Source organism: Streptomyces sp. DG2A-72 (assembly GCF_030499575.1).
Taxonomy (GTDB): domain Bacteria; phylum Actinomycetota; class Actinomycetes; order Streptomycetales; family Streptomycetaceae; genus Streptomyces.
The window spans coordinates 4,181,464-4,204,916 of the sequence record NZ_JASTLC010000001.1 but is presented as its reverse complement, the minus strand read 5'-3'; the positions used below and the strand labels follow the sequence as shown (position 1 = coordinate 4,204,916).

Annotated in this window: 22 protein-coding genes; 10 read left to right on the top strand and 12 right to left on the bottom strand. The window is 69.4% G+C overall.

Features of this window, described 5'->3' with window-relative positions:
- Positions 1-102 precede the first annotated feature (102 nt).
- The 4 genes from QQY66_RS19770 to QQY66_RS19755 all read left to right on the top strand — a co-directional run bounded on the left by QQY66_RS19770 (position 103) and on the right by QQY66_RS19755 (position 6,835).
- On the top strand, positions 103-1,905 hold the full coding sequence (locus tag QQY66_RS19770; protein ID WP_301981669.1) for an ABC-F family ATP-binding cassette domain-containing protein: 1,803 nt from the start codon (positions 103-105) through the stop codon (positions 1,903-1,905).
- A gap of 223 nt (positions 1,906-2,128) precedes the next feature.
- The gene (locus tag QQY66_RS19765; protein ID WP_301981668.1) at positions 2,129-3,973 is read left to right on the top strand and encodes a PQQ-binding-like beta-propeller repeat protein; all 1,845 of its coding nucleotides are present in this window, start codon (positions 2,129-2,131) and stop codon (positions 3,971-3,973) included.
- 83 nt (positions 3,974-4,056) lie between these two features.
- On the top strand, positions 4,057-5,865 hold the full coding sequence (locus tag QQY66_RS19760; protein WP_301981667.1) for a PQQ-binding-like beta-propeller repeat protein: 1,809 nt from the start codon (positions 4,057-4,059) through the stop codon (positions 5,863-5,865).
- Between the two features lie 259 nt (positions 5,866-6,124).
- Positions 6,125-6,835, top strand: a complete 711-nt coding sequence (locus tag QQY66_RS19755) for a response regulator transcription factor (RefSeq protein WP_301981666.1) — start codon at positions 6,125-6,127, stop codon at positions 6,833-6,835.
- 94 nt (positions 6,836-6,929) lie between these two features.
- On the opposite strand, the gene QQY66_RS19750 is transcribed toward QQY66_RS19755, so the two are convergent.
- On the bottom strand, positions 6,930-7,256 hold the full coding sequence (locus QQY66_RS19750; protein ID WP_301981664.1) for a hypothetical protein: 327 nt from the start codon (positions 7,254-7,256) through the stop codon (positions 6,930-6,932).
- A gap of 30 nt (positions 7,257-7,286) precedes the next feature.
- On the bottom strand, positions 7,287-8,966 hold the full coding sequence (locus QQY66_RS19745; protein WP_301981663.1) for a sodium:solute symporter family protein: 1,680 nt from the start codon (positions 8,964-8,966) through the stop codon (positions 7,287-7,289).
- Positions 8,967-9,143: 177 nt separating this feature from the next.
- Between QQY66_RS19745 and galT the strand changes: the two genes are divergently transcribed.
- The 3 genes from galT to galK are packed head-to-tail and all read left to right on the top strand — an operon-like array spanning position 9,144 to position 12,373.
- Entirely contained in the window at positions 9,144-10,205 is a 1,062-nt protein-coding gene (galT, locus tag QQY66_RS19740) for a galactose-1-phosphate uridylyltransferase (protein ID WP_301981662.1), read from the top strand.
- Positions 10,202-11,164: a UDP-glucose 4-epimerase GalE gene (gene galE / locus QQY66_RS19735; RefSeq protein ID WP_301981661.1), complete on the top strand. Its 963-nt coding sequence runs from the start codon at positions 10,202-10,204 to the stop codon at positions 11,162-11,164. The genes galT and galE overlap by 4 nt, the downstream gene beginning before the upstream one ends.
- Before the next feature lie 45 nt (positions 11,165-11,209).
- Complete coding sequence (gene galK / locus QQY66_RS19730) at positions 11,210-12,373, top strand: galactokinase (protein ID WP_301981660.1); 1,164 nt, start codon at positions 11,210-11,212, stop codon at positions 12,371-12,373.
- Here galK and QQY66_RS19725 read toward each other — a convergent pair.
- Positions 12,366-12,821, bottom strand: coding sequence for an N-acetyltransferase (locus tag QQY66_RS19725; RefSeq protein WP_301987415.1), 456 nt, complete (start codon positions 12,819-12,821; stop codon positions 12,366-12,368). The two genes, galK and QQY66_RS19725, sit on opposite strands and share 8 nt — an antisense overlap.
- Before the next feature lie 231 nt (positions 12,822-13,052).
- Here QQY66_RS19725 and QQY66_RS19720 point away from each other — a divergent pair, with 231 nt between their 5' ends.
- A complete protein-coding gene (locus QQY66_RS19720) occupies positions 13,053-13,823 on the top strand; it encodes a response regulator transcription factor (RefSeq protein WP_301981659.1) in 771 nt (256 codons plus the stop codon).
- Between the two features lie 99 nt (positions 13,824-13,922).
- Here QQY66_RS19720 and tamR read toward each other — a convergent pair whose 3' ends face one another.
- Entirely contained in the window at positions 13,923-14,420 is a 498-nt protein-coding gene (gene tamR / locus QQY66_RS19715; protein ID WP_019753616.1) for a MarR family transcriptional regulator TamR, read from the bottom strand.
- A gap of 125 nt (positions 14,421-14,545) precedes the next feature.
- Here tamR and QQY66_RS19710 point away from each other — a divergent pair, with 125 nt between their 5' ends.
- Positions 14,546-15,355, top strand: coding sequence for a trans-aconitate 2-methyltransferase (locus QQY66_RS19710; RefSeq protein ID WP_301981658.1), 810 nt, complete (start codon positions 14,546-14,548; stop codon positions 15,353-15,355).
- Between the two features lie 17 nt (positions 15,356-15,372).
- On the opposite strand, the gene QQY66_RS19705 is transcribed toward QQY66_RS19710, so the two are convergent.
- From QQY66_RS19705 to QQY66_RS19690, 4 genes are read right to left on the bottom strand one after another with little or no spacing between them, the layout of a single operon-like run.
- Entirely contained in the window at positions 15,373-15,621 is a 249-nt protein-coding gene (locus tag QQY66_RS19705; RefSeq protein WP_301981657.1) for a type II toxin-antitoxin system RelE/ParE family toxin, read from the bottom strand.
- Complete coding sequence (locus QQY66_RS19700) at positions 15,618-15,872, bottom strand: type II toxin-antitoxin system Phd/YefM family antitoxin (RefSeq protein ID WP_301981656.1); 255 nt, start codon at positions 15,870-15,872, stop codon at positions 15,618-15,620. Before QQY66_RS19700 ends, QQY66_RS19705 begins: the two co-directional genes overlap by 4 nt.
- A gap of 41 nt (positions 15,873-15,913) precedes the next feature.
- Positions 15,914-16,588: a TetR/AcrR family transcriptional regulator gene (locus QQY66_RS19695; RefSeq protein ID WP_210576453.1), complete on the bottom strand. Its 675-nt coding sequence runs from the start codon at positions 16,586-16,588 to the stop codon at positions 15,914-15,916.
- Positions 16,585-17,595 carry an acyl-CoA desaturase gene (locus tag QQY66_RS19690; RefSeq protein ID WP_301981655.1) on the bottom strand — a complete coding sequence of 337 codons (1,011 nt, stop codon included), beginning with the start codon at positions 17,593-17,595 and terminating at the stop codon, positions 16,585-16,587. The genes QQY66_RS19695 and QQY66_RS19690 overlap by 4 nt, the downstream gene beginning before the upstream one ends.
- Before the next feature lie 309 nt (positions 17,596-17,904).
- On the opposite strand from QQY66_RS19690, the gene ppc reads away from it, so the two are divergent.
- On the top strand, positions 17,905-20,634 hold the full coding sequence (gene ppc / locus QQY66_RS19685; protein WP_301981654.1) for a phosphoenolpyruvate carboxylase: 2,730 nt from the start codon (positions 17,905-17,907) through the stop codon (positions 20,632-20,634).
- Between the two features lie 66 nt (positions 20,635-20,700).
- Here the strand turns inward: ppc and QQY66_RS19680 are convergent, their stop codons facing one another.
- From QQY66_RS19680 to QQY66_RS19665, 4 genes are all read right to left on the bottom strand, one after another.
- Positions 20,701-21,387 (bottom strand): LPXTG cell wall anchor domain-containing protein, encoded by a 687-nt coding sequence (locus tag QQY66_RS19680; protein ID WP_301981653.1) that lies wholly within the window; start codon positions 21,385-21,387, stop codon positions 20,701-20,703.
- A gap of 133 nt (positions 21,388-21,520) precedes the next feature.
- Entirely contained in the window at positions 21,521-22,009 is a 489-nt protein-coding gene (locus QQY66_RS19675; protein WP_301981652.1) for a hypothetical protein, read from the bottom strand.
- 83 nt (positions 22,010-22,092) lie between these two features.
- On the bottom strand, positions 22,093-22,689 hold the full coding sequence (gene pth, locus QQY66_RS19670; RefSeq protein WP_301981651.1) for an aminoacyl-tRNA hydrolase: 597 nt from the start codon (positions 22,687-22,689) through the stop codon (positions 22,093-22,095).
- Positions 22,690-22,812: 123 nt separating this feature from the next.
- On the bottom strand, positions 22,813-23,406 hold the full coding sequence (locus QQY66_RS19665) for a 50S ribosomal protein L25/general stress protein Ctc (protein ID WP_301981650.1): 594 nt from the start codon (positions 23,404-23,406) through the stop codon (positions 22,813-22,815).
- Between the last annotated feature and the right edge of the window lie 47 nt (positions 23,407-23,453).

Sequence of the window (23,453 nt, the reverse complement as noted above, 5' to 3'; positions counted from 1 at the left end):
TGGTCCAGCGGCCGATGCCGCCCGGGAAACCCCGCCGGACGGACCGCACCCCGCCCCGCCGACTACCCTGGAGGGTCGATCGACCCCCGTGTCAGGAGAGTAATGGCCGTCAATCTGGTCAATGTCGAGAACGTCAGCAAGGTGTACGGCACCCGTGCCCTGCTCGACGGGATCTCCCTCGGCGTCTCCGAGGGGGAACGCATCGGCGTCGTGGGCCGTAATGGCGACGGCAAGACGACCCTCATCCGGATGCTCGCCAAGCTGGAGCAGGCCGACACCGGACGCGTCACGCACTCCGGCGGGCTGCGGCTGGGTGTGCTGACCCAGCACGACTCCCTCGACCCGGCAGCCACCGTGCGCCACGAGGTCATCCGGGATCTGGCCGACCATGAGTGGGCGGGCAACGCCAAGATCAGGGATGTGCTCACCGGGCTGTTCGGAGGGCTTGACCTGCCCGGGTTCCCGCAGGGGCTGGACACCGTCATCGGCCCCCTCTCCGGCGGTGAGCGCCGCCGTATCGCGCTCGCCAAGCTGCTCATCGACGAGCAGGACCTGATCGTCCTGGACGAGCCCACCAACCACCTCGACGTGGAGGGCATCGCCTGGCTCGCCCAGCACCTGCGCGAGCGCCGGTCCGCGCTCGTGTGCGTCACCCACGACCGCTGGTTCCTGGACCAGGTCTGCACGCGCATGTGGGACGTGCAGAAGGGCTCGGTCTACGAGTACGAGGGCGGCTACTCCAACTACGTCTTCGCGCGCGCCGAACGCGAGCGCATCGCCGCCACCGAGGAGACCAAGCGGCAGAACCTGGTCCGCAAGGAGCTGGCCTGGCTGCGGCGCGGCGCCCCCGCCCGTACGTCGAAGCCCCGCTTCCGCGTCGAGGCCGCCAACGAGCTGATCGCGGACGTACCGCCGCCCCGGGACAGCAGCGAGCTGATGAAGTTCGCGTCCTCGCGGCTCGGCAAGACGGTCTTCGACCTGGAGGACGTGACCGTCCAGGCCGGGCCGAAGGTGCTGCTCAAGCATCTGACGTGGCAGCTCGGCCCCGGCGACCGCATCGGTCTCGTCGGCGTCAACGGCGCCGGCAAGACCTCCCTGCTGCGCGCCATGGCCGAGGCGGCACGGACCGAGGGCGAGGCGCAGCCGGCCGGCGGGCGGATCGCCGTAGGAAAGACCGTCAAGCTCGCCTATCTCTCCCAGGAGGTCGGCGAACTCGACCCCGGCCTGCGGGTGCTGGAAGCCGTGCAGCAGGTGCGGGAGCGCGTCGATCTCGGCAAGGGACGCGAGATGACCGCCGGGCAGCTGTGCGAGACGTTCGGCTTCAACAAGGAGAAGCAGTGGACGCCGGTCGGTGATCTGTCCGGTGGTGAGCGGCGCAGGCTCCAGATCCTCCGGCTCCTCATGGACGAGCCCAATGTCCTCTTCCTCGACGAGCCCACCAACGACCTCGACATCGAGACCCTCACCCAGCTCGAGGACGTCCTCGACGGCTGGCCCGGCTCGATGATCGTCATCTCCCACGACCGGTTCTTCATCGAGCGGACGACGGACCGGGTCTTCGCCCTCCTCGGCGACGCCACCCTGCGGATGCTGCCGCGCGGCATCGACGAGTACCTGGAGCGGCGCCGGCGCATGGAGGAGGCGGTGGCCGCTTCGGCGCCCGTCGCGGTGAAGTCCGCCGCCGGGCCGAGCGCCGCCGACCAGCGCGCCGCCAAGAAGGAGCTGCAGAAGATCGAGCGGCAGCTCGACAAGATCTCCGAGAAGGAGACCAAGCTGCACGACCGGATCGCCGACAACGCCACGGACTTCGCAAAGGTGGCCGAACTGGACGCCGAGCTGCGGCAGTTGACCGGCGAGCGGGAGGAACTGGAACTGCGCTGGCTGGAACTCGCCGAGGACGCGTAGCACTTGGGGCCCGGCGCGCTGGTGCGTGAAGGGGGCGTGAAGGGTCATAACGAGGGCATCACAGGCCGGTCCTCCCTTGGGAACAGGGGCCGATGAGCGCCGGTGCGCTGTCGGCGGCGGGTGATAGAAAGGCTCGTCTGAGAAAAGTCTGAGAGACGGCTGGTGTGGCCGAGACGCGACGGCACAGAACGTGGCACCACACCGGTCGAAGGGGGAACCGCTCATGAGCCAGCCGCCCAACCAGCCGCCGCAAGGCGGCTTCGGAGCACCACAGGACCCACGCCAGGGCGGCTTCGGAGCACCGCAGCCCCCGCAGCAGGGTGGCGCTCCGCAGCCCCCGCCCCCGCCGCAGGGCCCCCCTCAGACACCCCCTCCGCCCCAGGGCCCGCCCCAGGCACCGCCGCCCCCGCAGGGCCCGCCGTCGGGCACCCCGCAGCCGGGGTACGGCTACCCGCAGCAGCCGGGGCAGCCAGGCCCGTACGGCCAGCAGCCGGGGCCCTACGCCTCCGGTCCGTACGCCCAGCCGCCGCAGCAGCCGGGACCGTACGGCCAGCAGCAGCCCGGGCCCTACGGCCAGCAGCCCGCCCAGGGTTACGGCTACCCGCCGCCGCAGTACCCGGGCGCGCCTGGCCCCGGCTCGCGCAACCCCTTCAAGGGAAAGCCCGCTCTCGTCATCGGCGCCGCGGTCGCGGCGCTGGTCGTCATCGGCGGCACCGTGTTCGCGGTGACCAGTGGCGGCAACGACAAGGACAAGAAGCCGGTCGCCCAGCAGAGCGACGACCCGAAGGGCTCCGATGCCCCGACCGGCTCCGGTGACGGCGGCGGCGGTGACGGCGGCTCCGACCCGGAGGACCTCAACGAGGGTCGCCAGGCGGGCGAGTCGAAGGTGCTCTGGTACAAGGAGGCACCGGACGCGCCCGGCAGCGGCGCCGACGCCCCCGGCCTGTGGATCACCGACAAGGCGGCGGTGAAGGCGGCGTACAAGCAGCTCTTCGCCTACAACGTCGGCGACGGCAGCGAGACCTGGGACCCGATCACCTTCCCGCAGAAGATCTGCGCGGTCACGCCGCAGAAGTCGTCCGGCGACAAGATCGTCGTGGCGTACATGAACGGCAGCAGCGACCGCGCCAAGTGCAACCAGCTCCAGCAGATCGACCTCAACACCGGCGAACAGGGCTGGAAGGGCACGGTCGGCGACGGCGCGCTGTTCGACAGCACGCTCGACGTCGAGTTGTCCATCACCGGCAAGACGCTGATGGTGGGCCGCTCGCAGTCCGGTACGGCGTACGACATCGACAGCGGCGACAAGCTGTGGGACAAGACGAGGTACGGCGACAAGTGCTTCCCGGACGCGTTCGCGGGCGGTGAGAAGCTGATCGCCGTGGCGTCCTGCGATGCCACCGGCACCAATGAGCACGACGAGGTGCAGGAGCTCGACCCGGCGACCGGCAAGGCCAAGTGGACCCGGAAGTTCCAGACGGGCTGGAAGGTCGCGCGCGTCTACTCCCTCGACCCGTTGGTCATCTACAGCACCAACGAGGACAAGAAGGCGTGGAACATCTCCACCTTCGGCGCCGGCGGCAAGTTCCGCTCGCAGGTCGGCGTCGACCTCAACATCGGCGCCAAGTGCGGATGGGCCATCCTCCAGCGTGATCTGCAGGGCTGCACCGGTTCGGCCGCCGACGCCGACACGCTCTACCTGCCCACCGACGCCACCACCACCGCCAACGAGATCGTCGCGATCAACCTCGCCAACGGCAAGGAGAAGTGGCGCGTCAAGTCCCCGGTGGAGGAGCCGATGCTGCCGATCAAGGTCGAGGACGGCAAGCTCATCGCGTACGTCCAGCCGTCGTACGACGCGGGCGGCCAGGTCGTGTCGATCCCGGTGACCGGCAGCAGCCACACGCCGACGAAGCTGCTGCAGAACCCGGCGGGCACGGCGAACGTCGAAAACGGCTTCTTCTCCAGCGTGTTCGACTGGGTCGACGGGCGTTTCTACCTCGCGAGCACCCGGCTGAGCGGCAACGACGAGAGCAAGGAGAAGCTGATGCTCGCCTTCGGCAAGTGAGGCGCGCACCAGGCATGACCTTGACCGCCGTCCCCTGAGTACCCGCCGCACCCGCCGTCCCCCTCCCCTGAGGTACCCACGCCATGACCCAGCCGCCGCCCCCACCGCCGCCCCACCAGCCCCCGCAGGGGGGAGGGTTCGGCCCACCCCAGGACCAGCCGCCCCAGCCGCAACCGCCCCAGCAGTCGGGCCCCGGCGGTTTCGGCGCACCGCAGCCCCCCGCGCACCCACCGCACGCCCCCCAGGGCATGCCACCCGCCGCCCCACCGCCGCAGCCCGGCTTCGGCCACCCCCAGTCGCCCCCGCCCGGATACGGCTACCCGGGCCAGCAGCCCAACCCGTACGCACAGCCGCAGAACCCGTACGGCCAGCCCTCCGGCTACGGCTATCCGCAGCCGGGCATGCCGCAGCACCCCCACCCCACCGTGCCGAACGGCGGCGGGCGGAAGTCCAACACGACGCTGGCCGTGATCGTGGCGGCCGTCGTGGTGATCGCGCTGATCGTCGGCGGCGTGTGGTACTCGCAGTCCGGTGACGAGGGCGGCAAGGACGACACCGCCGGCTCCAGCGGCGGCACCGGCGGCGGGGACGACGACGGCACGGGAGGCGGCGGCAGCGTCCCCGCCGGCACGGAGAAGGCGCCCGCCGACGCCTCCTCGCAGGTCCTCTTCCAGGTCCCGTCACCCAAGGTCGCGGACGACACCACCGTCGTCGTGTCCGGCTCGTGGCTGACCGACAAGGCGTACGTGAAGAGCGGCGTCGCCGAGATCGTCGGCTACGACCCCGACAAGGGCACCGAGCTGTGGAAGATCCCGCTGCCGGGCCCGGTCTGCCAGGCCAGCAAGCACGTCACCGAGGACAACCTGACGGCCGTCGCCTTCGAGCCCGCGATGCCGACCAAGGCGAAGCCCTCGAACGGCTGCACCCAGATCGCCGCGCTCGACCTCGACGCCGGCAAAAAGCTGTGGACGAAGACCGCCGAGGTCGGCGGCCAGCCGATCCGGTTCGACAACATCACCGTCAGCGGCGGCACGGTCGCCGCCGGCGGCTCCGGCGGCGGCGCCGCGTTCGACCTCGAGTCCGGCAAGCCGCTGTGGATCCCCAAGGCCAACGAGGACTGCCACGACGCCGGGTACGCCGGCGGCGAGAAGCTGGTCGCGGTCCGCAGGTGCGGCTCCTACGACAATCCCCAGCTGCACATCCAGACCATCGATCCGAAGTCCGGGAAGGTGAACTCCGAGTACAAGCTGGCCGAGGGGGTCGAGTACGCCAGCGTCGTGTCCACCCAGCCGCTCGTCGTGGCCGCCGAGGTCGGCGACTCCAAGGACGCCATCGGCATCACGGACGTCTTCTCGATCGACAACAGCACCGGCAAGCTGCGCATCCGCATCTCCGTGCCGGGCGACCAGTTCGAGGCCCGCTGCTCCGGCGTCACCAGGATCGAGTCCTGCACGGGCGTCGTGGTGGGCAACGACCGGCTCTATGTGGAGACCCAGGAGCACGACGGCGGCGGCGAGTACGGCCGTACCAACGAGATCGTCGCCTTCGACCTGGCCACCGGCAAGCAGACCGGGCAGCGCGCGGACGCGGGCGACCGGTACACGATCACGCCGCTGCGTATGGACGGCGGCAACATCATCGCGTACAAGCGTCCGCCGTACGACAAGGGCGGACAGATCGTCAGCATCGACGGTGGCAGCTTCAAGGAGACGAAGCTGCTGGAGAACCCGGCCGTGAAGACGGTGCGGGATGTGGAGACCCGTATGTCTCCGCAGTACTCCGAACTCCTCTACTCGCAGGGGCATCTGTACATGTCTTCCGTGTACGCGAGTGAACTCGGAAATCCGGACGACAAGAGGTACCTGGTGATCGCGTTCGGCACGAACGGCTGAACCACTCGCCCGCGTTGACGGCCCCGTCCCTGCTCAGAGGCGGGGCCGTGCGCGTACCGCCCCATCACCCTCGAACGAGCGGAAAGCGAGAAGTTCCGTCGATCCGGGGCACTTCTCACCGGTAGGGGAGCGCAACGTCGAACAAGCGTGTAGCTTCCGGGGGCATGAAGAGCGGGGGAGCCGGGTGGGGGCTTCTGGCCGCGCGGACCAGTGGGCATGCATAGTGGGGCATCCATTGGGGGGACTGGGGGGTTGCTCGATGGGAGTGCGGCTCATGGTGGTCGACGACCACCGACTGCTGGCCGAGGCACTGGCCTCGGCGCTGAAACTGCGGGGCCATCGCGTGCTCGCCGCGGCGGCACCGGCCGCGGGCGCGGCGGAACTGGTGATCACGCGCGCACCTGAGGTGTGCCTGCTCGGCACGGCGGCACCGGCCGAGCCGGGGACGTTCGACCCGGTGCTGAAGATCAAACGGGAGCGCCCGCAGGTCGCGGTGCTGGTTCTCGGGCCCGTGCCGTCACCGCGCGGCATAGCCGCCGCGTTCGCCGCGGGCGCCTCGGGCTATGTACGGCATGACGAGCGCATCGAAGGCGTGGAGCGAGCGATCATGAAGGCCAGGGCGGGCGAGGCGGCCGTGGCGCCGCAGCTCCTGCAAGGCGCCTTCAGCGAACTCCTCAACCCGGCGGTTCAGCCGGACGACGAGGGCCAGCGCCTGCTGCAGATGCTGACGCCCAGAGAAGTCGAGGTCCTGGTCAGGGTCGCCGACGGCGAGGACACCCGGCTGATCGCGGCGGGCATGGGCATCGCCCCGTCGACCGCCCGCACGCATGTGCAGCGGGTGCTGATGAAGCTGGGCGTGGGGTCGCGGCTGGAGGCGGCGGCCCTGGCGGCCAGGACCGGGCTGCTGGACCGAGCGGGTCCGGTACCGCACTCGGCTCCGGAGACGGGGACGGGGACGGGACTGGAGTAGGTCAGAGCGAGGCCCGAGTCAGAAACGGCGCCGAGTGGATCAGAAACGGGGCCGGAGCCCGTAAAGGACTCCGGCCCCGATCTCACCGGCGAGGTCACTCGGCCGACTCGTCCGGCAGGACGTCCGGCGGCGGCGGAGGCGTCGGCCGCAGCCACAGCCAGGCCAGGAAGAACAGCCCCAGCGCCAGCATGCCCAGCCCGGTCCAGAGGTTGATGTTGACGCCCTCGGCCTTGTCCAGGTCGGCGTCGGACGGGGAGATGCCCGCGATCGTGACGATCACGCCGTAGATCACGAACAGGCCGCCGATGATGCGGCGCAGGTCGAAGATGCGGGCCGCGGTGGCGGACTTGGCCTGCAACTCGCTGACTTCCCGCAGGACGTCCTTCTCGGAGTATTCGGAGTGTCCGGAGTGCTCAGACATGGTTTCTCAAACTCCCTTGCCAGGATGCCGTCAGAACGAGAACGGGATGTAGCAGGCGGCGGCCAGGATGATCGCACCCCAGCCCAGCAGGGCCGGCTTGCGGTACCAGGCGTCGTCGCCGACGGCCGGTGCCTCCGACATGCCGGGCGAGACGGTGCCGTAGACCAGGCCCTGGAGCTCCTCGGCCGGCTTCGGCTTGGTGAACAGCGACACGGCGACCATGACGACCGCGCCGGCGACGAAGCCCACGATCGCGGAGACGAAGTTGGCGCCCTGGTCGGAGGGGATGTCGATGATCCCCTCCTTGTAGATCCAGAAGTAGTTCACCATCGCGGCCACGGTGCCGGCGAGCAGTCCCCAGAAGCCGGACACCGCGGAGGCGCGCTTCCAGAACATGCCGACGATGAAGACGACGAACATCGGCACGTTGAAGAAGGAGAACAGCGTCTGGAGGTAGCTCATGATGTTCGAGAACGACGACGCCAGGAACGCCGTGCCGATCGAGGCGCACACGCCGATCACCGTGATCAGGCGGCCGAACCCGACGTAGTACTCGTCCTGACGGCCCTTGACCACGTACCGGGCCCAGATGTCGTTGGTGAACACGGTGTTGAAGGACGAAATGTTGGCCGCCATGCCCGCCATGAACGCCGCGAGCAGACCGGTCACGGCGATGCCGAGGACACCGTTGGGCAGCAACTGCTCCATCAGATACGGGATGGCGTCGTTGTACTGGTAGCCCGAGTCGGCGGTGCCGAAGCCGGGGATCAGGGCCGCGACCGTCAGCCCCGGGATCATCACCAGGAACACGATGAAGATCTTCGGGAACGCGGCGATGAGCGGGGTGCGCTGGGCGGCGCTCAGGTTCTTCGCGGACAGGGCGCGCTGGACCTCCGCGAAGTTCGTCGTCCAGTAACCGAAGGACAGCACGAAGCCCAGGCCGAGCACGATCGTCAGCCAGTTCGCGCCGAGTGGGTTGTCGCTTCCGATGCCGGTGCCGCCCCACGCTGTCGTGAAGTCGGCGCCGTGCGTCTTCGTCAGCGAGTCCGTCAGACCGTCCCAGCCGCCGACCTTCTTCAGGCCCAGCACGACGACCGGGATGAGGGCCGCGAGGATCACGAAGAACTGCAGCACCTCGTTGTAGATCGCGGACGACAGACCGCCGAGGGTGATGTACGCCAGCACGAACGCGCCCGCGACCACGATCGCCACCCACTGCGGCCAGCCGAGCAGGGCCTCGACGACGATCGCCAGGGCGTAGAGGTTCACACCGGCGATCAGAACGGCGGCAAAGGCGAACAGAGCCGAACTGAGCAGATGTGCCCACTTGTCGAAGCGCAGCAGCAGCATCTCGGGAACCGAGCGCACTTTGCTCCCGTAGTAGAACGGCATCATCACCAGGCCGAGGAAGACCATGGCCGGGATGGCGCCGATCCAGTACCAGTGCACGGTGTACGCGCCGTACTGCGCGCTGTTGGCGGCCATGCCGAGGATCTCGGTGGCGGCCAGGTTCGCCGAGATGAACGCGAGACCTGTGATCCAGGCCGGCAACGACCGGCCCGAGAGGAAGAAGTCGAGGCTCGTCTTCACCGAGCGGCGAGCGGCGAAGCCGATGCCGAGGACGACGACGAAGTAGATGCCGAGGATCGTGTAGTCGAGCCAGTTGGTGGGGAGTCGGAGCTCAGCGGCCAGATATGTGGGGGTTTGCATAAGCACTCGCTTCGTTGCGCGAACTGATCCAGAGCGGAACCTACGCCTCTGTGTTCAGTGATTGGACAGTTCGTATGGTGCTCTTTGTTTGATTGTGATGTTGACTGTGGTGGTATCTCGTGTTTCGATATGTTGACTTATGTTGGTTGGTTGAGTGGCCCTGATAGGGAGTCCGCAGTGAAGAAGACCTCGACCCGGCTGGCCGACGGTCGCGAGCTGGTCTACTACGACCTGCGCGACGACACGGTCCGGGACGCCGTGGACCGCCGTCCGCTGGAGCGGACCGTCACCACGTCCGAGATCCGGCAGGACCCCCTGCTCGGCGACTCCGTCGCGATCGCCTCGCACCGCCAGGGCCGCACCTACCACCCGCCGGCCAACGAGTGCCCCCTGTGCCCCTCCGAGGGCGAGCGGCTGAGCGAGATCCCGGACTCGTCGTACGACGTCGTGGTCTTCGAGAACCGCTTCCCCTCCCTCGCCGGCGACTCCGGCCGCTGCGAGGTCGTCTGCTTCACCTCCGACCACAACGTGTCCTTCGCCGAACTGACCGAGGAACAGGCGGGACTGGTGCTCGACGCCTGGACCGACCGGACCTCGGAGCTGTCCCATCTGCCCTCCGTAGACCAGGTGTTCTGCTTCGAGAACCGCGGTGCCGAGATCGGCGTGACCCTGGGCCACCCGCACGGCCAGATCTACGCGTACCCCTTCACCACGCCGCGCACCACGCTCATGCTGCGTTCTCTCGCAACTCATAAGGAAGCGACCGGAGGTGAGAACCTCTTCGACGCCGTCCTGGAGCGTGAACTCGCCGGTGAGCGGGTCGTCCTGGAGGGTGAACACTGGGTCGCCTTCGTGCCGTACGCCGCGCACTGGCCGTATGAGGTCCATCTGTACCCCAAGCGCCGCGTGCCCGATCTGCTCGGGCTCGACGAGGCGGCGCGCACAGAATTCCCCCAGCTCTATCTGGAACTCTTGAGGCGCTTCGACCGGATCTTCGGCGAGGGCGAACCGCCCACGCCGTACATCGCGGCCTGGCATCAGGCCCCGTTCGGCGCGCTGGACGAGTTCGACGGTGTGAGCAGGGACGATTTCGCCCTTCACCTCGAGCTTTTCACCATCCGCCGCACGTCCGGCAAGCTGAAGTTCCTCGCGGGTTCCGAGTCCGGCATGAACGTGTTCATCAACGACGTGCCGCCGGAGCGCGCGGCCGAGCGACTGCGAGAGGTAGCGAGTTCATGAGCGGTAAGTACCTGGTGACCGGTGGCGCGGGATACGTCGGCAGCGTGGTCGCCCAGCATCTGCTGGAGGCGGGCCACGAGGTCGTCGTCCTCGACAACCTCACCACCGGCTTCCGCGAGGGCGTGCCCACCGGCGCCACCTTCATCGAGGGCGACATCCGCGACGCCGCCAAGTGGCTGGACGCCTCCTTCGACGCCGTCCTGCACTTCGCCGCGTTCTCGCAGGTCGGCGAGTCGGTCGTGAAGCCCGAGAAGTACTGGGACAACAACGTCGGCGGCACGATGGCGCTGCTGGGCGCTATGCGCGAGGCCGGCGTCCGCAAGCTGGTCTTCTCCTCTACGGCGGCCACGTACGGCGAGCCGGTGAACACGCCGATCACCGAGACCGACCCGACGGCGCCCACCTCGCCGTACGGCGCCTCGAAGCTCGCCGTCGACCACATGATCACCGGCGAGGCGGCGGCGCACGGCCTGGCCGCGGTCTCCCTGCGCTACTTCAACGTGGCCGGTGCCTATGGCGCGTACGGCGAGCGCCACGACCCCGAGTCGCATCTGATCCCGCTGGTCCTCCAGGTCGCGCAGGGCAAGCGCGACGCGATCTCCGTCTTCGGCGACGACTACCCGACGCCGGACGGCACCTGCGTCCGCGACTACATCCACGTCGCCGACCTGGCCGAGGCCCACCTGCTGGCCGTCGAGGCCGCGCAGCCCGGCGAGCACCTGATCTGCAACCTCGGCAACGGCAACGGCTTCTCCGTCCGCGAGGTCATCGAGACCGTCCGCCGGGTCACCGGGCACCCGATCCCCGAGGTCACGGCCCCGCGCCGCGGCGGCGACCCGGCGGTGCTGGTCGCGTCCGCCTCCACCGCCCGGGAGCGGCTCGGCTGGAACCCGTCCCGAGCGGACCTCGCCGGGATCGTCGCGGACGCGTGGGAATTCGCGCAGTCGCGCGGCAAGTAAGTTGAGGGCCGGGTTTCCGGTGTACGAAAGGTCAGGGGTCAGGGGATGAGCGAGCCTGTCGTCGGTGGTGTCGCCGAGCGGTTCAAGGAGCTGTACGGGGCCGAGCCGGAGGGAGTGTGGGCGGCGCCGGGCCGGGTCAACCTGATCGGCGAGCACACCGACTACAACGACGGCTTCGTCATGCCGTTCGCGCTGCCGCACGTCACGGTCGTGGCGGTGTCCCGACGCGAGGACGGCGTTCTGCGCCTGCACTCGGAGGACGTCGAGGGCGGAGTCGTCGAACTGCGCGTCGACGAACTGAACCCGGGGTCGGACAAGAACTGGACGGCCTACCCGGCGGGCGTCGCCTGGGCCCTGCGCGACGCGGGCCACCCGGTCACCGGCGCCGACATCCACCTGACCTCGACCGTCCCGTCCGGCGCGGGCCTGTCCTCCTCGGCGGCGCTGGAGGTCGCGGTCGCCCTGGCCCTGAACGACCTGTACGAACTCGGCCTCAAGGGCTGGCAGTTGGCCCGCCTGTGCCAGCGCGCCGAGAACGTCTACGTCGGCGCCCCCGTCGGCATCATGGACCAGACCGCGTCCGCCTGCTGCACCGCGGGCCACGCCCTGTTCCTCGACACCCGCGACCTCTCCCAGCAGCAGATCCCCTTCGACCTGGCTGCCGAGGGCATGCGCCTGCTCGTCGTCGACACCCAGGTCAAGCACGAGCACTCGACCGGCGAGTACGGCAAGCGCCGCGCCGGCTGCGAGAAGGGCGCCGCGCTGCTGGGCGTCGAAGCGCTGCGGGACGTGCCGTACGACGGCCTGGACGCGGCGCTCGCCCGGCTCGGCAACGAGGAGGAGGTGCGCCGGCTGGTGCGCCACATCGTCACCGAGAACCACCGGGTGGAGCAGACGGTCGCCCTGCTGGAGGCCGGCGAGACCCGCGCGATCGGCCCGGTGCTCGTCGAGGGCCACGCCTCCCTGCGCGACGACTTCCGTATCTCCTGCCCCGAACTGGACCTGGTCGTCGACACGGCGCTCTCCGCCGGGGCGATCGGCGCCCGCATGACCGGCGGCGGCTTCGGCGGCTCCGCGATCGTGCTGGCCGAGACGACCGACGTCGACACCATCACCAAGGCGGTGCGGGAGGCCTTCGCGGCGGCCGGCTTCACGGCACCGCGTGTCTTCGAGGCGGTGCCTTCGGCGGGGGCGCGGCGGCTCAGCTGAGCCGCTTGGTCAGCGTGTACTCCGTGATCCCCGGCGGATAGTCGGGGATCACGCACACCACGTCGTAGCCCTGCTTCTTGTAGAACTCCGGCGCCTGGAAGTCCCAGGTCTCCAGGCGCGCGTTGAGGCAGCCGCGCTCCGTGCGCGCAACGTGCTCCGCTTGCGCCAGCAATCGGGAGCCCAGCCCTCCGCCCCGAAGGCGCTCGTCCACCCACAGATAGGTCACGTGCAGCCAGGTGGTCCAGGTGTGGCCGACGAGGCCGCCCGCCAGGCGGTCGTGGTGATCCAACGCCCAGACATGGAGCGGAAGTTCCCGTTCACCAGGGGTTCCGCGCAGTCCGCGCAAGATCGGTGAGGCCGTCGTATTGGCGGCGCGGAGGCGGGAACGAAGCAAGTCGCGCCGCTCTTTGTCGACTTCTGTCTCGATACGAAACATGCGGCTCACCATAAACGCGCTGGACAACCAGTTCTGCAAATTACCTTCCGCTGTCGGCCCCCGCCCGTACTCTGATGAACAGCACCGGTGGGGGCCGGTGCTGATCAGGGGGCGAGACAAGTCGGGTACGACGCCCGCAGTGGGGGTAGCAGTCTCTGCACGGCGGCGGCCGTGCGACTGCGACCATTCCTGGGCGTCGTACCCGCACAGGTCGTCGTTTTCCCGGACCAGTGGGGGTTTTCAGTGGTTCGTATCCGAGTCCTAGTCGTCGACGACCACCGCATCTTCGCCGAGTCGCTCGCCGCCGCACTGGCCGCCGAGCCGGACGTCGACGTGTCCGCGGCGGGCAGCGGCCCGGCCGCCATGCGCAGTCTGGAGCGCCCCGTCGCCGAGGGGCGCCGCTTCGACGTGCTGCTCGTCGACGCCGATCTGGGCGGAAATGTGCCGGGCGTGCGTCCCGCACCCGTACAGGAAGGGAACGAGGACGGGCTCGTCGACGGGATCTCCCTGGTCGCCGGGGTCCGCATCGCACAGCCGGGCGTACGGATCGTCGTCCTCGCCGAGAAGGACGACCCGCGCCGGGCCGCGCTCGCCCTGCAGGCCGGGGCGTCGGGCTGGGTAGCCAAGGACTGTTCGCTGTCCCGGCTGCTCACCGTCATCCGGGGCGTCCTGCGCGACGAGACCCATCTGCCGCCCGCCCTGCTCACCGGCGTCCTGCGCGAGCTGACGGCCGCACGCAAGCACCGCACCGAGAGCGAACAGCTGGTGGAGTCCCTCACCCCGCGCGAGCGGGAGGTACTGCGCTGCATGGTCGCGGGTCTGGGGCGCAAGGCGGTGGCCGAGCGCCTGTTCCTCTCCCCGCACACCGTCCGCACCCACATGCAGAACGTCCTCGGCAAACTCGGCGTCCACTCCACACTGGCCGCGGTCGCACTCGCGCGGCGGGCGGGGGTCGGTCCGGTGGACCTGGGCCCTGCCGGCCGGATCGGGGTGGAGGAAAGCAGCAGTGCCTGATCAACGCCGGTGAGCGAGGGCGCCCCCTAGGGGCGCGGGGAAACTGCGCGACCAGCCACGACGGCGCCGCAGACAACCGACGACCGATCGCCGCACTTCCTACCCGGGAATGTTGTCGAACGGCGCCGTCAGCTGGCGCAGCAACGCGGCCAGTTCACCCCGCTGCGCGCGGGACAGCTCCGCCAGGATCGCCCGCTCCTGGTCGAGCAGACCCGCGAGTGCCTGGTCGGCCCGGTCGCGGCCCTCGTCGGTCAGCCGGACCAGCACGCCGCGCCGGTCGCTCGGATCGGGCAGCCGCTCCACCAGGCCCTTCTTGGCCAGGCGGTCGATGCGGTTCGTCATCGTCCCCGAGGTGACCAGGGTCTGCGTCAGCAACTGCCCCGGCGAGAGCTGATACGGCGTCCCGGCGCGCCGCAGCGCCGTCAGCACGTCGAACTCCCAGGGCTCCAGGCTGTGTTCGGAGAAGGCCAGCCGACGTGCGCGGTCCAGGTGCCGGGCCAGTCTGCTCACCCGGCTGAGCACCTCGAGCGGTTCCACGTCGAGGTCCGGGCGCTCCCGGCGCCACGCTGCGACCAGCCGATCGACCTCGTCCTCCATGACGATCAGTGTAGTGGTTGTGTCGATGTGAAGTCTCTTGACATCAAGCTTCTTGACTTCAAGCTAAATATCGGGGCAGGCTGGGTACCCGTCAGCCACGGTCGTTCCCCTCCCGGAGGCCCACCATGTCCGCCCCCACCTGGGACCCCGCCCAGTACCTGCGCCACGCCGACCACCGCGCCCGCCCCTTCACCGACCTCCTGGCCCGTATCCCCGACCTGCCCGGCGCCCCGCCCCGCATCGCCGACCTCGGCTGCGGCCCCGGCAATGTCACCACCCTCCTCGCCGACCGCTGGCCCACCGCGCACATCACCGGCTACGACAACTCGCCCGAGATGCTTTTCCGAGCCGGGGCTCATGCGGGCCCCACCCCGGGCGGCGGCGGCCTCGACTTCGCCCCCGCCGACGTCCGCACCTGGGAGCCCGTACGGCTGTACGACCTGATCGTCAGCAATGCCACGCTGCAGTGGGTCCCCGGGCATGTGGACCGTTTCGCGCACTGGATCGCCGGGCTGACTCCCGGCGGCACCTTCGCCTTCCAGGTGCCCGGCAACTTCGACGCCCCCAGCCACCGCCTGATGCGCGAACTCGCCCACTCCCCGCGCTTCGGCGACCGCCTCGCCGCCACCCTCCGCCACGACGACGCCGTCCTCGCCCCCGAGACCTACCTGGCACACCTGACCGCGCTGGGCTGCACCGCCGACGTCTGGGAGACGACGTACGTCCATCTCCTCCAAGGCGAAGACGCGGTGCTCGACTGGGTGAAGGGGACCGGCCTGCGCCCCGTCCTCACCGCACTCGCCGACGACCCCGGAGAGCGGGACGCCTTCGTGGACGAGTACCGGACCGCCCTGCGCACGGCCTACCCAGCCACGCCGTACGGCACCCCGTTCCCGTTCCGCCGTATCTTCGCCGTCGCCCGCAAGGAGATGTGAGGAGGGCGAGGGTGGGTTTACGAGGTCCGGCCGAGGTGGGTGACAAGGATGCGTATCACGTCGTCGTCGATGACGTACAGAACGCGGTAGTCGCCCACGCGCAGGCGTCGGATGTCGGGACCGTAGGGGACGGAGTCGACGGGGCGCGGGTTGTCTGCCAGATCGTCGATCGCGTCCAGGGTCGCGGACAGGCCCTTCGGGTCTTCCTCCAGGAAGCGGGCTGCGGAGTCGAGGGCGTGCGGCTCGAAGATGATCTCGTAGGTCACTTCTTTTCGAGCCCCAGCCGCTTGCGCACCTCGGCCATGGGGATGCCCGGACCAAGTGTGCCCTCGGCCTTGCGTCGCTGATAGTCCGCGACAGCGAGGGCGTCTTCGAGATCCTCTATCACCTGCGGGGAGACGAGGAGGGCGGCGACGTGCCCGTGGTCGGTGAGGGCGATGGTCTCGCGGCCGTGGGCGGCGCGTCGGACCAGGTCGCCGAGCTGGGCGCGGGCTGCACTGATCGCAATCTCAGTCATGCCAGCATTGTGCCACAAGGTTAATCTAGAGGAACATTCATTCAGCTCTTCCGCCGCCCTATCAATCGCGGCTTCGCCTCCAGCCCGTCCAGCCCGTGCCACGCCAGGTTCACCAGATGGGCCGCCACCTCCGCCTTCTTCGGGCGGCGGACGTCGAGCCACCACTGGCCGGTCAGGGCGACCATGCCGACCAGGGCCTGGGCGTAGAGGGGGGCCAGCTTGGGGTCGAAGCCGCGCCTCTTGAACTCGCGGCCGAGGATGTCCTCCACCTGGGTGGCGATGTCCGAGATGAGGGAGGCGAAGGAACCCGTGGACTGGGGGATGGGGGAGTCGCGGACGAGGATGCGGAAGCCGTCCGTGTACTCCTCGATGTAGTCGAGCAGGGCGAAGGCTGCCTGCTCGCAGAGTTCTCTGGGGTGGCCCGCCGTGAGCGAGCTCGTCACCATGTCCAGGAGGCGGCGCATCTCGCGGTCCACCACCACCGCGTACAGGCCCTCCTTGCCGCCGAAGTGCTCGTACACCACCGGCTTGGAGACCCCGGCCTTCGCAGCGATCTCCTCCACCGACGTGGCCTCGAAACCCCTCTCCGCGAAGAGGGTGCGACCGATCTCCAGCAGCTGCTGGCGGCGCTCCGCTCCGGTCATCCGGGTTCGGCGCGCTCGCCGCGGCTTCTCATTGCTGGAGGTGCTGGGATCGGTCGCCACACCGTCAATCATGCCGCCTCGGCGGTCGCCTTCCCCCGCTGGGAGCTGTCGTTCTCGGTGTTACGGCGGGAATCGATACGCGAGCGTGACGGCCAGCGCACGTCGTACGCCCAGCCGAACTGCTCGCACCAGCGGATGATCCGGGCCGAGGAGTCGATCTGGCCGCGCTCCACACCGTGCCGCGCGGACGTCGGATCGGCGTGATGCAGGTTGTGCCAGGACTCACCGCAGGACAGGACAGCCAGCCACCACACGTTGCCGGACTTGTCACGCGACTTGAAGGGGCGCTTGCCGACCGCGTGGCAGATCGAGTTGATCGACCAGGTCACATGGTGCAACAGCGCCACTCGGACCAGCGATCCCCAGAAGAAGCCCGTGAACGCGCCCCACCAGGACATCGTCACCAGCCCGCCGATCAGCGCGGGCAGGGCGAGGGAGAGCACCGTCCAGTAGAGGAACTGACGGGAGATCGTCCGGATCGCGTCGTCCTTGATCAGATCCGGCGCGTACTTGTCCTGCGGCGTCCGCTCCTCGTCGAACATCCAGCCGATGTGCGCCCACCACAGCCCCTTGATCAGCGCCGGGAGCGTCTCCCCGTAACGCCACGGAGAGTGCGGGTCGCCCTCCGCGTCGGAGAACTTGTGGTGCTTGCGGTGGTCCGCAACCCATCGGACCAGCGGGCCCTCCACCGCCATCGAACCGGCGATGGCGAGCGCGATGCGCAACGGGCGTTTCGCCTTGAAGGAGCCGTGGGTGAAGTAGCGGTGGTAGCCGATCGTGACACCGTGACAGGCGAAGAAGTAGAAGAAGACCAGCAGACCGAGGTCCAGCCAGCTCACTCCCCAGCCCCAGGCCAGCGGCACCGCCGCGGCGAGCGCGAGGAAGGGGACGACGATGAAGAGGAGGAGCGCGAGCTGCTCGACGCGCCCCTTCTTCTCGCCGCCGAGCGTGGCCTTCGGGAGTGGGGTGTCGTTGGGCGCCTTCGGGGCGTCGTCGATCACATCGGAGCTCGTGGTCATGGGGCGTCCCCTGTGGGGTTCGTGGGTTGAGGCTAGTGCCCGGGCTGGGAACCCAGGGTCGTCGAGGGCTCTGACGGGAGTCCCTACGGTTCCGTAACCTACGGCGACGTAAGTATGGCAGCGCGTCGCCGGTCGGCAAGAGCCCGTGGGCCTGCGCGTCCGCACGGACACCTATCCTTAGGAATCGGTCGGACAGCGCGGTCCGCTCTGATTGATTCCCGGATGCCCGGCCCGTATGCGGCCCCCGCCGCGCGACCACACTCCGGGTCCCCCTCCGGACGAGCTTCAACACTGCAAGGAGCCGCACCTGTGAGCAGTGCCGACGAACAGACCACGACCAGCAGTGAGCTGCGCGCCGACATCAGGCGGCTGGGCGATCTCCTCGGCGAGACCCTCGTCCGCCAGGAAGGCCCTGAGCTGCTGGAACTCGTCGAGAAGGTCCGCCGCCTCACCCGTGAGGACGGCGAGGCCGCCGCCGAACTGCTGCGCGGCACGGAACTGGACACCGCGGCCAAGCTGGTCCGCGCCTTCTCCACCTACTTCCACCTGGCCAACGTCACCGAGCAGGTCCACCGCGGCCGGGAGCTGCGCGCCAAGCGTGCCGCCGAGGGCGGACTCCTCGCCCGTACGGCCGACCGGCTGAAGGACGCCGACCCCGGGCACCTGCGCGAGACGGTCAAGCACCTCAACGTTCGTCCCGTGTTCACGGCCCACCCGACCGAGGCCGCGCGCCGCTCGGTGCTCAACAAGCTCCGGCGCATCGCCGCGCTCCTGGAGACCCCGGTCATCGCGGCCGACCGCCGCCGCTACGACACCCGACTGGCCGAGAACATCGACCTCGTCTGGCAGACGGACGAGCTGCGCGTCGTACGCCCCGAACCCGCGGACGAGGCCCGCAACGCGATCTACTACCTCGACGAACTGCACGCCGGCGCCGTCGGTGACGTACTCGAGGACCTGACCGCCGAACTGGAGCGCGTCGGTGTGAAGCTCCCCGACGACACCCGCCCGCTCACCTTCGGCACCTGGATCGGCGGCGACCGCGACGGCAACCCCAATGTGACGCCCGACGTCACCTGGGAGGTGCTGATCCTCCAGCACGAGCACGGCATCAACGACGCCCTGGAGATGATCGACGAGCTGCGCGGCTTCCTGTCGAACTCCATCCGCTACACCGGCGCGACGGAAGAACTGCTCACGTCGTTGCAGGCCGACATCGAACGCCTGCCCGAGATCAGCCCCCGCTACAAGCGGCTCAACGCCGAGGAGCCCTACCGGCTCAAGTCCACCTGCGTCCGGCAGAAGCTGGAGAACACCAAGCAGCGCCTGGCCACCGGCACCCCGCACGAGCCGGGCCGCGACTACCTCGGCACCTCCGAGCTGCTGCAGGACCTGACCCTGATCCAGACCTCGCTCAGGGAGCACCGCGGCGGACTGTTCGCGGAAGGCCGGATGAACCGTACGATCCGTACGCTCGCCGCCTTCGGCCTCCAGCTCGCCACCATGGACGTCCGCGAGCACGCCGACGCCCACCACCACGCCCTCGGCCAGCTCTTCGACCGCCTCGGCGAGGAGTCCTGGCGGTACGAGGACATGCCCCGCGAGTACCGGCTCAAGCTGCTCGCGAAGGAGCTCCGCTCCCGCAGGCCGCTGGGCCCCACCCCCGCGCCCGTCGACGCGGCCGGCGCGAAGACCCTCGGCGTCTTCGAGACCGTCAAGCGGGCCCTGGAGGTCTTCGGACCCGAGGTCGTCGAGTCGTACATCATCTCCATGTGCCAGGGCGCCGACGACGTCTTCGCCGCCGCCGTGCTGGCGCGCGAGGCGGGGCTCATCGACCTGCACGCCGGCTGGGCGAAGATCGGCATCGTGCCGCTCCTGGAGACCACCGACGAGCTCAAGGCCGCCGACACGATCCTGGAGGACATGCTCTCCGACCCGTCGTACCGCAGGCTCGTGGCCCTGCGCGGGGACGTCCAGGAGGTCATGCTCGGCTACTCCGACTCCTCCAAGTTCGGCGGCATCACCACCTCGCAGTGGGAGATCCACCGCGCCCAGCGCCGCCTGCGTGACGTGGCGCACCGCTACGGGGTGCGTCTGAGGCTGTTCCACGGCCGCGGCGGCACCGTCGGCCGCGGCGGCGGCCCCTCCCACGACGCGATCCTCGCCCAGCCCTGGGGCACCCTGGAGGGCGAGATCAAGGTGACCGAGCAGGGCGAGGTCATCTCCGACAAGTACCTCGTGCCGTCGCTGGCCAGGGAGAACCTGGAGCTGACCGTCGCGGCCACCCTCCAGGCGTCCGCCCTGCACACGGCCCCGCGTCAGTCGGTCGAGGCGCTGGCCCGCTGGGACGCCGCGATGGACGTCGTGTCGGACGCCGCGCACGCCGCCTACCGCAGGCTGGTGGAGGACCCGGACCTCCCCGCGTACTTCTTCGCCTCCACCCCCGTCGACCAGCTCGCCGACCTCCACCTCGGCTCACGCCCCTCCCGCCGCCCCGACTCCGGCGCCGGACTCGACGGCCTGCGCGCCATCCCGTGGGTCTTCGGCTGGACCCAGTCCCGGCAGATCGTGCCGGGCTGGTTCGGCGTCGGCTCCGGCCTGAAGGCGCTGCGCGAAGCAGGCCTGGACACCGTCCTCGCCGAGATGCACGAGCAGTGGCACTTCTTCCGCAACTTCATCTCCAACGTAGAGATGACCCTCGCCAAGACGGACCTGCGGATCGCCGCCCACTACGTCGACACCCTCGTCCCCGACGACCTCAAGCACGTCTTCGACACCATCAAGGCCGAACACGAGCTGACCGTCACCGAGGTCCTGAAGATCACCGGCGAACAGGAACTCCTCGACGCCACCCCGGTCCTGAAGCAGACCTTCACCATCCGCGACGCCTACCTGGACCCCATCTCCTACCTCCAGGTCACCCTGCTCAAGCGCCAGCGGGACGCCGCGGCGGCCGGCGAGCAGCCGGATCCGCTGCTGTCGCGGGCCCTGCTGCTCACGGTGAACGGCGTGGCGGCGGGACTGCGCAACACCGGCTGATCATTCCTGGTACGACGGTGCCCCCGGCCTCTGCGGAGAGGCCGGGGGCACCGTCGTACAGGGACGTCAGGCGGACTTGCGACGCCGGAACACCAGGTAACCGCCCGCCGCCAGCAGCGCCGCCGCGGCACCGGAGAGCAGGCCGACGGGGGCGCCGCTGCCGGTCTCGGCGAGGTCGCCCGCACTGCTGCCGCCCTGCGCGGAGGGGGACGAGGACGGCGCCGCCCCTTCACTGGACGACGAGCTCGGGCCCGGCGAGGGGGTGCCCGCATCGGTGGAGGACGGGGCTGGGGAGGCCGACGGCGTGGCGCTCGGCTCATCGGCCGGCTTGTCGTCGCCCGGCTGATCGGGAGCCGTGCCCGCCGGGCAGGTGTGCGACAGGTTGAACAGCTCCAGGCTGCCGCCCTTGACCTCGGCGACCGCGGAGGTCAGCAGGGCACCCGGCTCCGACGCCACGTAGGCGTGCTTGGCGGACGGCGGGCCGAAGCTGGTGACGACCTGTTCGCCACCGGGCTGGAAGGTCACCGTCAGCTTGACGAACGTGCTGGAGTTGCCGGGCAGGACGAAGTGCCAGCCGTCCATGTCCTCGGGAATCCCGGGGCAGCCGTCCTCCTGCGGGGCCCCGCCGTCCTGGGTGGTGGCGGTACGCGGCAGTTGCTGCCGCAGCTCGACGGTGTAGGTGTCCGTGGCCTGGGCCGAAGGGGCGAGCAACAGCGAGGCGGTGGCCGCGGCCACGACCGTGAGGGTACGCATGGGCAGTCCATCTTCGAGAAGTGAGCGGGAAGATGTGGAGGGGGCGGCTCAGCATCCAGCCACGACTGACCCCGGGTCAATCACGAACAGACAACGAACAGTTTTCCGACAGAACGCAGCCGCCCCCGACCCCTCAGATCACCACAAAAGCGGCCGTGAGCAGCGCGATCCCACTCCCCGCCATGACCCACGCCGCCCGCGCCCGCCCCAGCCCGCCCGCCACCACCACCGAGGCGAGCAGCAACGCACCACCCATCGGAGCCCAGGAGTACAGGACACCGCCGGGCCCGGAGCGCACGGCATCACTGCCGCCGGGCTTCATGACGACCGTGTACGTCTGCCCCTTCCGCACGGCGACCGTCTTCTCGATGACCACACTCTTCCGGGGCTGCGACCCCGGTGAGACCGGCGTATACGGCCCGGTACACGTGTCCGCACCGCACCGCGTCACCTCGACCGTGCCGCGCTCCCGGCCCTTCGTCAGCATCACGTACTGCGCCGTCCCCCACGACGCCCACACACCGGCGATCAGAATCAGCGCGGCGACCGTACCCATCGCCGCGAGCCGGCCGAACCGCAGCGCGGTCTCCGTGCCCCGGTGGGAAATGACGGCAGAAGGCATGGCGGGGATCATTGGCCATGCCCGGGCGCTCGGTCAACTCCCGTGGGGGCAATGTCAGGAGTTGTACGTACGTATCTCCGGCCTCAGGAGTTGTATGTGCTCTGCGCCCGCTCCAGCCCCTCGATCACCAGGCACTCCACCGCGTCCGCCGCCCGGTCCACGAAGTAGTCCAGCTCCTTGCGCTCCGCCGCCGAGAAGTCCTTCAGCACGAAGTCCGCGACCTGCATCCGCCCCGGCGGCCGCCCGATCCCGAACCGCACCCGGTGATACTCCGACCCCATCACCTTCGTCATCGACTTCAGCCCGTTGTGCCCGTTGTCCCCACCACCGAGCTTCAGCCGCAACATGCCGTAGTCGATGTCGAGTTCGTCGTGCACGGCCACGATGTTGCCCACCGGAACCTTGTAGAAGTCCCGCAGTGCGTTCAGGGGCCCGCCGGACAGATTCATGTACGACATCGGCTTCACCAGAACCACCCGCCGGCTCCCCGGCCCCGGTGGCCCGATCCGCCCCTCGACCACCTGCGCCTGCGCCTTCCCGGCCCGCTTGAACTTCCCCCCGATCCGCTCAGCCAGCAGATCCGCCACCATGAACCCGACGTTGTGCCGGTTCATGGCGTACTCGGGCCCGGGATTGCCGAGTCCGGCGATCAGCCAAGGGGCGTTGGGATCGGTAGCCACGTCTGGGTCTCCTAGTGCAACAGCCGCTGCTCCCGGGGGAGGGAGCAGCGGCTGGAGCCGATACATACGGCTGTGCCGGGTGCCATTTAATCAGCGGCACGAGCGCTGCGGCTCAACCGCCGGTCAGGCCTCCGCGCCGGCTTCGCCGGCCTCTTCGCCCTCCGGGGCCTCCTCGGCCTGCGCGGCCAGCACCTGCAGGACGACCGTGTCGTCCTCGACGGCCAGCTTCGTGCCGCTCGGCAGGGGGATGTCCTTGGCGAGGATGGAGTCACCGGCCGTCAGGCCCTCGACGGACACCGTGACGGACTCGGGGATGTGCGTGGCCTCGGCCTCGACCGGAAGCGCGTTCAGGACGTGCTCCAGCAGGTTGCCACCGGGGGCCAGCTCACCCTCGGTCTGCACGTAGATCTCGACGTTGACCTTCTCGCCCCGCTTCACGAGCAGCAGGTCGACGTGCTCGAGGAAGCCCTTCAGCGGGTCACGCTGCACGGCCTTCGGGATCGCCAGCTCGTTCGTCTTGCCGTCGATGTCCAGGGCGATCAGGACGTTCGGCGTACGCAGCGCGAGCAGGAGCTCGTGGCCCGGAAGGGTCAGGTGCAGCGGGTCACCACCGTGGCCGTACAGGACACCGGGAACCTTCGAGTCACGACGGATACGGCGGGCAGCGCCCTTGCCGAACTCGGTGCGGGTCTCGGCGGAGATCTTGACCTCGGACATGCTTTTCACTCCTCGTATGGGTGAGAACGGACAAGGTCACCCGGCCA